General features: G+C 58.2%; 9 protein-coding genes. 4 read left to right on the forward strand and 5 right to left on the reverse strand.

Features of this window, described 5'->3' with window-relative positions:
* Positions 1-2 precede the first annotated feature (2 nt).
* A complete protein-coding gene (sdhD, locus tag ACESMZ_RS13480; RefSeq protein WP_091848248.1) occupies positions 3-356 on the reverse strand; it encodes a succinate dehydrogenase, hydrophobic membrane anchor protein in 354 nt (117 codons plus the stop codon).
* Positions 341-718 carry a succinate dehydrogenase, cytochrome b556 subunit gene (gene sdhC, locus ACESMZ_RS13485; protein ID WP_091848249.1) on the reverse strand — a complete coding sequence of 126 codons (378 nt, stop codon included), beginning with the start codon at positions 716-718 and terminating at the stop codon, positions 341-343. The genes sdhD and sdhC overlap by 16 nt, the downstream gene beginning before the upstream one ends.
* Before the next feature lie 510 nt (positions 719-1,228).
* Between sdhC and gltA the strand changes: the two genes are divergently transcribed.
* Both gltA and ACESMZ_RS13495 read left to right on the forward strand, forming a co-directional pair.
* The gene (gltA, locus tag ACESMZ_RS13490) at positions 1,229-2,503 is read left to right on the forward strand and encodes a citrate synthase (protein ID WP_372957229.1); all 1,275 of its coding nucleotides are present in this window, start codon (positions 1,229-1,231) and stop codon (positions 2,501-2,503) included.
* Between the two features lie 430 nt (positions 2,504-2,933).
* A complete protein-coding gene (locus ACESMZ_RS13495) occupies positions 2,934-3,803 on the forward strand; it encodes an NAD(P)-dependent oxidoreductase (RefSeq protein WP_372972774.1) in 870 nt (289 codons plus the stop codon).
* A 326-nt stretch (positions 3,804-4,129) separates the two neighbouring features.
* Here the strand turns inward: ACESMZ_RS13495 and topA are convergent, their stop codons facing one another.
* The 3 genes from topA to fadB all read right to left on the reverse strand — a co-directional run bounded on the left by topA (position 4,130) and on the right by fadB (position 10,428).
* Positions 4,130-6,763 (reverse strand): type I DNA topoisomerase, encoded by a 2,634-nt coding sequence (topA, locus tag ACESMZ_RS13500; RefSeq protein WP_372957227.1) that lies wholly within the window; start codon positions 6,761-6,763, stop codon positions 4,130-4,132.
* 259 nt (positions 6,764-7,022) lie between these two features.
* A complete protein-coding gene (gene fadA, locus ACESMZ_RS13505) occupies positions 7,023-8,198 on the reverse strand; it encodes an acetyl-CoA C-acyltransferase FadA (protein WP_372957226.1) in 1,176 nt (391 codons plus the stop codon).
* A gap of 82 nt (positions 8,199-8,280) precedes the next feature.
* Positions 8,281-10,428 carry a fatty acid oxidation complex subunit alpha FadB gene (gene fadB, locus ACESMZ_RS13510; protein ID WP_372957225.1) on the reverse strand — a complete coding sequence of 716 codons (2,148 nt, stop codon included), beginning with the start codon at positions 10,426-10,428 and terminating at the stop codon, positions 8,281-8,283.
* 390 nt (positions 10,429-10,818) lie between these two features.
* Between fadB and ACESMZ_RS13515 the strand changes: the two genes are divergently transcribed.
* Positions 10,819-11,631, forward strand: coding sequence for a hypothetical protein (locus ACESMZ_RS13515; RefSeq protein WP_372957224.1), 813 nt, complete (start codon positions 10,819-10,821; stop codon positions 11,629-11,631).
* A gap of 179 nt (positions 11,632-11,810) precedes the next feature.
* Positions 11,811-12,242, forward strand: a complete 432-nt coding sequence (locus ACESMZ_RS13520; protein WP_372957223.1) for a universal stress protein — start codon at positions 11,811-11,813, stop codon at positions 12,240-12,242.
* Positions 12,243-12,252 lie beyond the last annotated feature (10 nt).

Raw genomic sequence — 12,252 nt, forward strand, 5'->3', positions numbered from 1 at the left:
TATTAAAGCCCCCAAAGAATCTGAATGCCCCAGACAACATATACGAACATCACAGTGCCGCAGATAGCCTGGAACAGGAACCGCGGCAGCGTTGCCTTGATGTAGTCGGTGGAAACCGTCCACAAGCCGACCCAGGCATGTCCGCCAAGCGCAATCAGGGTGCCGAGACTGAAGATACGGAACCAGGTCTGGCTGAACAGCCCGGCCCACGCCTCGTAATCCAGGTCGGTTGTCAGCATGAAACCGAGCAGGAAGATTGTATAAAGTGCAAGCAGGTACGCGCTGACACGCTGGACCATCCAGTCATAAACGCCGCTGCGGCCGAGATTCGTTACGCTGTTCACTGCCATACCCATACCCCCGCAAGAACAATCAGGATCACCGAAATAACGATCGTGAGCTTCGCCGCCAGACGACCGCTCTTGAGCTCCTCACCAATACCCATGTCCATCAGCAGATGCTTGATGCCGGCTACCAGGTGATACAGCAGGGCGGACAGGATGCCCCAGATGATCAGCTTCGCCAGGAAGCTGTCCAGCAGTTCATTGACGCGAGCAAAGCCCTCTTCCCCGGACAATGACAAGTCCAGCCCGTACAACAGGAAGGCAACACCAACAAACATGATGACGCCGCTGATGCGGTGCAATATGGAAGTAATGGCAGGTAGCGGAAAATGAAACTTGCCGAGATCGAGATTAACTGGTCGTTTGCTATTCACAGCGCTCTCACACTCTCTCGTTGCTCCGCTTTTCCGGACGGACCGGAGCGGATGGTTGGTATGAAGGATGACCTTGTCGGCACACCGTTGTGGCCGCACAGGTTATTCGGGAGGGAGAACATAACCGCCGACGTCGTTGCCGGCGTTCCGGCTTGGCATGTCCCCGTTTCCGGGCTACGGATTATAAGGAGTGCCCCCCGGAATTACAAACCGGCAAGTCTGGAAAACCCTGATACATCAGGCCGCGGACTCAGCTATTGGGATGATTGACAAATGCAATTTGAGACTGAAAAAACAACAGTCTCATCAAGCCTTCGGGACGGAAAACAACCGCCTCGGGAGGACCGGTGCCTGCCATTCTCCGAACAATCGGGTATCATGCCCGGATTGATTCACAATGTTTTATCTCGCCGCGCATTGACAAAAAAAGCCAACACCCTATATTTTGCCGCCGGTTTACCAATAATACGCGCCTTCCCGCGCTACTAACGCTGATAACAGGAGAGCACCATGACCGACAGGAAAGCAACGCTCTCGGTGGGTGACAAATCCATTGAGCTTCCGGTTTATTCAGGCACCGTCGGCCCTGACGTCATCGACGTTCGCGGCCTCGTCCAGGAAGGCGTTTTCACTTACGATCCAGGCTTTGTATCCACAGCAGCCTGTGAGTCTGCCATCACCTATATTGATGGCGCCAAGGGCACCCTCCTGCATCGCGGCTACCCAATCGACCAGCTGGCCGAGCATTCCGACTACCTGGAAGTGTGCTACCTGCTGCTGAACGGCGAACTGCCCACACCGGAACAGAACAAGCAGTTCCACACCACTATCAAGAACCACACCATGCTGCACGACCAGATGCGCAACTTTTTCCACGGCTTCCGCCGGGATGCGCATCCGATGGCTATCATGTGCGGCGTAGTGGGCGCCCTGTCCGCCTTCTACCATGACCAGATGGATGTGGCCGACCCCCGTCAGCGTGAAATTACCGCCCACCGCCTGATCGCCAAGATGCCGACCATTGCGGCCTGGTGCTACAAGTACTCCATCGGTCAACCGTTCATGTATCCCCGCAACGACCTGAACTATGCAGAGAACTTCCTGCAGATGATGTTTGGTGTGCCCTGCGAGGAGTACAAGCCGAACCCGGTTCTGGCGAAGGCCATGGACAAGATCTTCATTCTGCACGCTGACCATGAGCAGAATGCGTCCACCTCTACTGTACGCCTTGCCGGCTCCACTGGCGCCAATCCCTATGCCTGTATCGCTTCCGGTATCGCTGCCCTGTGGGGCCCGGCTCACGGTGGCGCCAACGAGGCGGTGCTGGATATGCTGGCCGAGATCGGTGACGAGAAGAACATCGAGCAGTTTATCGCCAAGGCAAAGGACAAGGACGACCCCTTCCGTCTGATGGGCTTTGGCCACCGGGTCTACAAGAACTTCGACCCCCGTGCCAAGGTTATGCGTGAGACTGCCCACGAGGTACTGCAGGAGCTTGGCCTGGAGAACGACCCCCTGCTCAAGATTGCCCAGCGCCTGGAGAAGATTGCCCTGGAAGACGAGTACTTCGTGGAGCGCAAGCTGTACCCGAACGTGGACTTCTACTCCGGCATCATCCTGAAGGCCATTGGCATTCCGACTTCCATGTTTACGGTAATCTTTGCCCTGGCCCGCACCATTGGCTGGTACAGCCACTGGAACGAGATGGTTTCCGGCAACTACCGCATCGGTCGTCCCCGTCAGCTGTATACCGGCTCCGACAAGCGGGATTATCCGAAGAAGTAACGATCCCTGCCCTTTCGGGCATGTGTCACTCGAAGGCCGTCGGGGTTTCCCTGACGGCCTTTTTGTTTGCCTGAACTCAGACTTTTCCGTGTGTCACGGCTGAAAGGCTCGTTGGCCAGGTTGCGGTGTTCGTTCCGCCCGGGCCTGCTTGTTCGGGTAGAAGGCGGCCGGCCAGTGGGGTGGTCTTTCGCCGCCGCAATTCACGGCCCCTCCCTGGACCGGCCTTGCTCCGGGCCATCCATGGCCCTGCTCTGAAAGACCACCCCACTACCCGCCCACCCCAGTCCTCTTGGTAGCGCCAACCCCAATCCACTGAATTAGGCGATAAATACCACCGACATTGAATCGCTCCCGCCTTTGACATCCTGAATACATCTGTAATCATCGATGCCTGAACCGAACAACAAGCTGTATATCAGGAGAACGGCGGATGAAGAACATTGCGTTTATAGGCCTTGGAGTGATGGGCTACCCCATGGCCGGGCACCTGGCTAACGCCGGGCTGACTGTGAATGTGTGGAACCGCAGTCCCGAGAAGGCCAGTCAGTGGGCTAACGAGTATGACGGTGAGGCCTGTATCACCATTGCAGACGCCGTCCATGGCGCCGATGTGGTGTTGACCTGCGTGGGCGCCGACCCGGACCTTCGGGAGGTGTATCTGGGTGATCATGGCATTATCGCCAACGCTCCGAAAGGCGCCGTACTGGTGGATCACACCACGGCGTCCGCCGGCATCGCGGAGGAACTCAGCGAAGCGGCCTCTGCCGCAGGCCAGCACTTTATCGATGCGCCTGTGTCAGGTGGCCAGCAAGGGGCGGAGAACGGGCAACTCACTATCATGTGCGGCGGCGAGGAGGATGCCTTTACCCGGGTCAGCAAGACGTTGAGCCTGTATGCCAGGGCCCTGAACCTGATGGGACCCGCTGGCAGCGGCCAGAAGACCAAGATGGTGAACCAGATTGCCATTGCCGGGCTGGTGCAGAGCCTGTCAGAGGCCATTCACTTTGCTGAACAGGCAGACCTGGACGTTTCGAAGGTCATTGACGTGATCTCCAAGGGTGCCGCCCAGTCCTGGCAGATGGAGAATCGTTCAGCCACCATGATCGCCGGCAAGTTCGACCATGGATTTGCCGTAGACTGGATGCGCAAGGACCTGGCCATCTGCCTGGAAGAGGCCCGCCGCAACGGCGCCAAGCTGCCAGTGGCGGCGCTGGTGGACCAGTTCTACGGAGATGTACAGGAGATGGGCGGACGGCGCTGGGATACCTCGTCACTGGTACAAAGACTGCGGAAGAACTGATTTTTAGCCACAGAATCCACGGCCCTTCGACAAGCTCAGGGCGAACGGAAAAAAGGTCTTTAGTCGCTAAAGCCGCGAGCAGGCATCTTTGGACCGATCACCCTGACCCTGTCGAAGGGAGCCTCCCACAAACTACCGAACGCCCTGAGCCTGTCGAAGGGAACCTCTCACAAACTACCGATCGCCCTGAGCCTGTCGAAGGGAACCTCTCACAAACTACCGATCGCCCTGAGCCTGTCGAAGGGAACCTCTCACAAACTACCGATCGCCCTGAGCCTGTCGAAGGGCGTCTGTCGGAGGGGCCGTGCCTCCAGCGGCAATACGACCTACTTCTTCTTGTCCCGAGGCACCCAGCGGCCGTTCTCGTACCAGGCTGACCAGCCGGTTGCCTTGCCGTCCTTCTCGGACATGACGTACTGCTCCTTGCTCTTGCGGCTATAGCGGATCACGGTGGGGTTGCCCTCGGGGTCCTTCTCCGGCGCGTCCATCAGGTAATCGTACTTGGGGTCGATTTCCTTGCGATGGGGCTTGAGCTCCATCACCAGGGGCGGACGGGTTTCCCGGTTCTTGGGGAACTTGCTGGCCGCCAGGAACAGGCCGGAGGCCCCGTCCCTCAGCACATAGGTGTCGTCCACCTTCTGGCACTTAAGTTCCGGCATGGGCACCGGGTCCATCTTGGGGGGCGCCGGCTCGCCGCTCTTGAGCAGCTTGCGGGTATTCTTGCAATCCGGGTTGGTGCAGCCAAAGTACTTGCCGAAACGACCGGTCTTCAGCTGCATTTCAGAACCACACTTGTCGCATTCGAGGGTGGGTCCGTCATAGCCCTTGATGCGGAACGTGCCCTCTTCCACCTCGTAGCCGGGGCAATCCGGATTGTTACCACAGATGTGCAGCTTGCGCTTCTCATCGATCAGGTAGCTGTCCATGGCCGTACCGCATTTCGGGCACCTGCGCTTCTTGCGCAGCAGACGGCTCTCGCCCTCACCTTCCACATCATCATCGGCGCTGACCACTTCGTCCCCGGAAACCAGGTTGATGGTGGTCTTGCAGCGTTCCTTCGGTGGCAATGAGTAGCCGGAGCAGCCCAGGAAGACCCCGGTGCTGGCCACCCGGATCTGCATATTGCGACCACAGGTTGGACAGGGAATATCCGTCTCCGTGGGCGCATTGGTGCGCATACCACCATCAGGCTTTTCCGCCTCTTCCAGCTGCTTGCGGAAGCGGGCGTAGAAGTCGTTGAGGACTTTTTTCCAGTCCTCTTCGCCCTCGGCAATGTCATCCAGCTCGTCTTCCATGCGGGCCGTGAAATCGAAGTCCATCAGATTCGGGAAGGACTCGGTCAACCGCTCGGTGACGATGTCACCCATTTTCTCCGCGTAGAAACGACGATTCTGCAGCCGGACATACCCACGGTCCTGAATGGTGGAAATAATAGACGCGTATGTAGACGGCCGGCCGATACCCTGCTTCTCCAGCTCCTTGACTAGGCTCGCTTCCGTATATCGGGGGGCCGGCTTGGTGAAGTGCTGGGTCGGGTCCAGTTTCGCGAGGTCCAGCACCTCGTCCACCTTGATGTCGGGCAGGGCCACGTCTTCGTCTTTCTTGGCAGACTGGGGCGCCGCCTTCAGGAAACCCTCAAACTTGATAATACGACCACGGGTGCGCAGCTCGTAGTCGCCATTGGCGACCACGATGGACGTGCTCAGGAACTCTGCGTCAGCCATCTGGCAGGCCAGGAACTGCCGCCAGATCAGTTCATACAACTTCTCAGCATCCTTCTCCAGACCACTGATATCACTTGGCTTCCGGGTAACCTCAGTAGGCCGGATAGCCTCGTGGGCCTCCTGGGCGCCTTCCTTGCTGCCGTACACCCGCGGCGAGTCAGGCAGGTACCGGTCACCAAACTGTTTGGCGATATAGTCCCGGGCACCACTGACCGCATCCTGACTCAGGTTGGTGGAGTCAGTCCGCATATAGGTGATGTAGCCGGCCTCGTACAGGCGTTGTGCCAGCATCATGGTTTTCTTGACACTGAAGCCCATGCGGTTACTGGCCGCCTGCTGCAGGGTCGAGGTAATAAAAGGGGCAGACGGCCGCGAGCGGGTGGGCTTGTCTTCACGCTTCGCCACCCGGAACTCGCCCTGCTTCAGGCGGGCGACATGCTCACTACTCTGCTTTTCGTTTTCCGGTCGGTAGGCCTTGTCCTGGTAGCGGGTGACCTCGAACCGGACCGGAGTGTCCTTTTTCTTCAGGTCCGCATGCAGCTGCCAGTACTCTTCCGGTACAAAGCTGCGAATCTCTTTCTCCCGCTCCACGATCAGGCGCACGGCGACCGACTGGACCCGGCCCGCAGAAAGTCCACGGGCAATCTTGGACCACAGCAAGGGCGAGACCATGTAACCCACTACCCGGTCCAGGAACCGGCGCGCCTGCTGGGCATTTACACGGTTGGTGTCGAGGCTGCCGGGGTCTTCAAAGGCTGCCTGGATGGCCCGCTTGGTGATCTCGTTGAACACCACGCGACGGTATTTGTCTGGCTCTCCGCCAATGGTTTCCCGCAGGTGCCAGGCAATGGCCTCCCCTTCGCGGTCCAGATCCGTTGCGAGGTAGACGTGGTCGGCATTCTTCGCCAGCCGCTTGAGCTCGCTCACCACCTTTTCCTTGCCCGGCAGGATCTCGTAGCGGGCCTGCCAGTCATGGTCGGGGTCGACGCCCATACGGGCAATCAGCTGTTCCCGGGCCTTACGCTTCTTGTAGGCAGCCTTTTCGTCCGGATTCATCTTCCGGGTCTGGGCGGCCTGGCGGGCACGCTCCTTGGGGTCTGAGGTGGAGCCACTGCCACTGACGGGCAGGTCGCGAATATGACCAACACTGGACTTTACAATGAAATCGTTGCCCAGATACTTGTTGATGGTCTTCGCTTTGGCTGGCGACTCGACGATAACGAGACTTTTACCCATATCAGAGACATTACCCCTGGAAACAGTTCAATAAACAGCCAGACTTCAAACCGCAAGAAAAATCAGCCAACTGGAGTGCCTGCGGTGGCTGGCCGGAGCGCATAGGTGCACTGTTTTACAGTGTCAGCAAAGTCAAGACAACCCATACTTTGATTTTTGGTAAAGCTATAGCATATCTCGAAAGATCGCCCTGGCAGCACCACCATCAAAAAAGCCCGGCACTGGGCCGGGCTCTATCGGGCTTGCTTTCAGTGCGGGGTTATACCCGTTCCCAGACCGTTGCGATGCCCTGGCCGAGGCCGATACACATGGTGGAAACGCCCAGGTTACCGCCACGGGCCTGCATGATGTTCAGCAGGGTGGTGGAAATCCGCGCACCGGAACAACCCAGTGGGTGGCCTAGGGCGATAGCACCGCCATTAAGGTTGACCTTCTGGTCCATCACATCCAGCAGCTTGAGATCCTTCAGCACCGGCAGGGACTGCCCGGCGAAGGCTTCGTTGAGCTCCCAGAAATCGATGTCATCGACGGTCAGGCCGGCACGCTTCAGGGCCTTTTTGGTAGCCGGTACCGGGCCATAGCCCATAATGGCCGGATCCACACCGGCCACCGCCATACCACGAATCTTCGCGATCGGGGTCAGCCCCAGTGACTGGGCCTTCTCGGCAGACATCATCAGCATGGCGGAAGCGCCATCCGTGAGCTGAGAGGAAGTACCCGCGGTCACGGTGCCGTTTTTCGGATCAAACGCCGGCTTCAGCTGGCCCAGGGACTCCGCGGTGGTTTCCGGGCGAATGGTCTCGTCCTCTTCGATCAGCTTGACGAAGCCGTTCTCGTCGTGGCCTTCGATGGGCACAATTTCATTCTTGAACCGGCCTTCCTGGGTCGCTTCATGGGCCAGGCGGTGAGACCGGGCACCAAACTCGTCCTGCTGCTCGCGGCTGATGCCGTGCATCTTGGCAAGCATTTCCGCAGTCAGACCCATCATATTGGAGGCCTTGGCGGAATACTTGGACGACGCCGGGTTATGGTCAAAACCTTCGGTCATGGGGATGTGGCCCATGTGTTCGACACCACCAATCACGAACACGTCACCGTTGCCGGTCTGAATGGCCTGGGCGGCGGTATGGATCGCGGTCATGGAAGAACCGCACAGGCGGTTCACCGTCTGGGCGCCAGCTTCGTGGGGCACGCGGGTCAACAGCGAAATGTGACGGGCCACGTTGAAGCCCTGCTCCTTGGTCTGGTTGACCGCGCCCCAGATCACGTCTTCCACGTCCTTGGGGTTCAGCTTGGGATTACGGTCCAGCAGTGCATCAATCAGCGCGGCAGACAGGTTCTCGGCGCGAACGTTGCGGAAGCAGCCGTTCTTGGCACGACCCATCGGAGTCCGCACGCAATCCACTACGACAACGTCTCTCGGATTAAGGCTCATAGATCTTTCTCCGTTCGGAAATCTCGTTCAGGTGCCTCTGAACCCGCGCCGGATAATGTCTGGCGCTCAGAGGCTACCGGGTTCAGCCGAAGAACTTGTCGCCGTTCTTCGCCATTTCACGCAGCTTCTTGGTCGGGTGGTAGAGCGGACCCAGGTCTGCATACTTGTCTGCCAGCTCGACGAACTTGTCGACGCCCATGTCATCGATGTAGCGCAGGGCACCACCACGGAACGGCGGGAAGCCGATACCATAGATCAGGCCCATATCCGCATCTGCAGGCTCTTCGACAATGCCGTCTTCCAGGCAGCGAACGGTTTCCATGCACAGGGGAATCATCATGCGGGCAATGATGTCCTCGTCGGTAAACTCCTTCTTGCCCTGGACGACCGGCTCAAGCAGCTTGTAGGCCTCTTCGTCGACCACCTTCTTCTGCTTGCCCTTGCGGTCTTCCTCGTAGGCGTAGAAGCCCTTGCCGTTCTTCTGACCGTAACGGTTGTTCTCGTACATCACGTCGATGCCGGATTTCCAGTCGGTCTTCATACGGTCCGGGAAACCTTCTGCCATCACCTCATTGGCATGCTTGCCGGTGTCCATGCCCACCACGTCCAGCAGGTAGGCCGGGCCCATGGGCCAGCCAAAATTTTCCATTACCTTGTCGACGCGCTGGAAGTCGGCGCCATCGCGAACCAGGCCGGCAAAGCCACCGAAGTACGGGAACAGCACACGGTTCACCAGGAAGCCCGGGCAGTTGTTGACCACGATGGGGGTCTTGCCCATGGCCTTGGCGTAGGCCACGGTGGTGGCGATAGCGCGGTCACTGGACTTCTCACCACGGATAACCTCCACCAGCGGCATCATCGGTACCGGGTTGAAGAAGTGCATACCGCAGAAATTTTCCGGGCGCTTGAGGTTCTGTGCCAGGGTATCGATGGAAATGGTCGAGGTGTTGGAGGTGATGATTGCATCCTCAGCCACCTGGTCTTCCACTTCACGCAGCACCGAATCCTTGACCTTGACGTTCTCCACCACGGCTTCCACAACGATGTCCACGTTGCCGAAATCGCCATAGCTCAGGGTCGGACGGATGTTGTTGAGGGCGTCAGCCATCTGCTCGGGCTTCATCTTGCCCTTGGCAACACGCTTGGACAGCAGCTTCTTGGCCTCTTTCAGACCCAGGCTGATGCCGTCTTCATTAATATCCTTCATCAGGATGGGTGTGCCTTTATAGGCAGACTGGTAGGCAATACCGCCACCCATAATGCCCGCACCCAGCACGGCTGCCTGTTTTACGTCTGCGGCCTCCTTTTCCCACTGCTTGGACTTGGCCTTGAGCTTCTGATCGTTCAGGAAGAGACCCACCAGGCAGGCCGCTACATTGGTCTTGGCCATTTTGGCGAAGCCTTTCGCTTCCACTTCAATGGCCTTGTCACGGGGCAGGCTGGCATGTTTCTGCATGACCTTGATGGCTTCTACCGGTGCCGGGTAGTTCTTGCCGGCCTGGCCAGCCACGAAACCCTTGGCGGTCTCGAAGGCCATCATGCTTTCCATATTGTTCAGCTGGATCTTGCCCTTCTTTTCTTCACGGCGGGCCTGGTAGTCCAGCTTGCCTTCATTGCACTGGTCGATAATGGCACGGGCGGCGTCAACCAGCTTGTCCGCTTCCACGACCGCATCTACAGCGCCCACATTCAGGGCCTTGTCAGCACGGTTCTCGGAGCCCATGCAGATCCATTCGATGGCGTAGTCCACACCCACCAGGCGGGACAGGCGAACGGTACCGCCGAAACCCGGGAAAATACCCAGCTTCACTTCCGGCAGGCCAACCTTTGCCTTGCTGTCCATGACCCGGTAATCGGTGGCCAGGCCCATCTCGAAGCCGCCACCCAGGGCCATGCCGTTAATGCAGGTGACCGTCGGGAACGGCAGATCCTCAATGTCGTTGAAAACGGCGTTGGCCGTGAGGTTATTGTTGATCAGCTCTTCCTCAGGGCCGGCGAACAGGTCGGTAAACTCGGTGATATCTGCACCGACGATGAAACTGTCCTTGCTGCTGGTGACCACCAGCCCCTTGAGGTTGTCCTGCGCCTTCAGCTTGTCGGTGGCAGCACGCAGTTCCTCAATGGTGAGGCGATTGAACTTGTTGACTGACTCGCCCTGCAAGTCAAAGTTCAGCTGCGCAATTCCGCCTTCGATCTCTTTTACGGTGATGGCTTTACCTTCGTAAATCATCAACTGATCTCCAGTCTGTGTTGATTGCTGTGCCCTGCTCCGCAGTCCGCGGAACCGGTCTGACAGCGGATTGTCGGTCACTGCCCTGACACCCCTGTGACAGCAGGGCGTCAGCGTCAGGACCAAAAATTCATACAGTCGTTTGAATCCCGAGGGCACACCTTGTGAAAAAACGGCGATTTTGTCAATGAGTTTGTGACGACGGCCCGTCACGCCGGCCTTGGGGCCGGGCTGAAACCCAATGGGGAAACTGCAAAATTCCGTAAAATCGCGGAACAGCGTCGCAATCTGTAACGTAGCGCTTGATCGGCCGTAAGCCTTAATTTAGCTTTGTGAACCGGATCCAGTCCATTCCAACAAGAAAGCGCATCGCCATGGAGTACTGCCCCGATGAATAACACTCACCTCCGCTTACCTTCTGTGCTGGCAGCGCTGGTTCTGCTGCTGGCCAGCTCGTTCCCGGTCCATGCCGACGAAGGTGCTGCCTTTCTGCGTAACCTCCACGAGTTCCGCGTGAACAACTTTATGGCGCTCAGTAACTACTACCGTTACAGCGCGACAAATGACTCCGCCGCCAGGGACACCATCAGGGAACTCATGGGTGAAGCCACCCGTAACCTGCAGGCCGTTTCCGAAAGCGGTGCCAACGTACTGACCGACGAGCAGATTGCCTCCCTGCGCTCCGAGTTCGGCACCTTTAGTGAACTGATGGCCCAGAACGTCAGCGACGTTACCGAAATCGGCTACCCGGACCTGCGTCTGGTGGGTGAGATGGCCAACCAGGCGGTCGCCCTGAGCAACGTTGCCCAGGAGCTTTACGCCCAGGCCCGCGACAGTTCCCAGACCCCGGTCAAGCCGGAAGTGGAAACCGCCCGCTCAGCATCCGTGCTCATGGCCCAGATGCTTTCGCGCTATGCCGCACGCTCATACAGCCCTGTTACCCAGACGTTCCAAGGCGCCTCCGGCCTTGCGCCACTGGATGAGCAGGCCCGCGAACTCGACGACCTGCTCGGCGACTTCGTCATGTCCACCGGTGAAGGAGACCTGAGGGGCACCGCCGTAGAAATCAAGACCAAGTGGGGTTTTATCCGCGATTCCTACATCAATTACAACAAACAGAACGTGGTATTCGTGATCGAACGGTACTCCCGGTCCATCCTGGACGAACTGGATTCAGCCGTTTCGTCGCTGGAAAACGCCTGACCACGCTCTTTGCCGGCACAGTTTGATGATAAACGGGCCATCTTCGGGTGGCCCGTTTTTCGTTATTTGACCCCAGTCAGTTTACAGTGGTGTAAACTTGCCTAAAGTGTTGGTAATTATCCCGGAGTGAGCAACGCTAAACCCGTGCCCCACTCCCCAGTGAACAAGGAGTAGTGTCTATGTCTGTCTACAGCAAAATCATGGTAGCGATCGACCTTACCGAGGAAGCTCCCCAGGTGCTCAAGAAAGCCGTCGCCCTGAGTGAACAGCACAATGCCCAACTGTTGTTGGCTCACGTGGTGGAACCGGTTGGCTATGCCTATGGGGGCGATATCCCGATGGACCTGAGCGAACTGCAGGACCAGCTCGACAAGGCCGCACGGGAACAACTGGCTGCCTACGGCAAGGAGTACGGTATCTCCGAGGAAAACCAGATCGTGACCGTGGGCCGGCCCGAGTCCGAGATTCACCACCTGTCTGAAGACAAGGAGGTGGACCTTGTTGTGGTAGGCAGCCATGGCCGCAGCGGCATCCAGTTACTGCTCGGCTCCACGGCCAATGGCGTGCTGCACGGCGCCAAGTGTGACGTACTGGCAGTGCGCATTCACTGACGCTCCGGTT

It is taken from the genome of Marinobacter sp. (assembly GCF_041690615.1).
Classification (GTDB): Bacteria; Pseudomonadota; Gammaproteobacteria; order Pseudomonadales; family Oleiphilaceae; genus Marinobacter.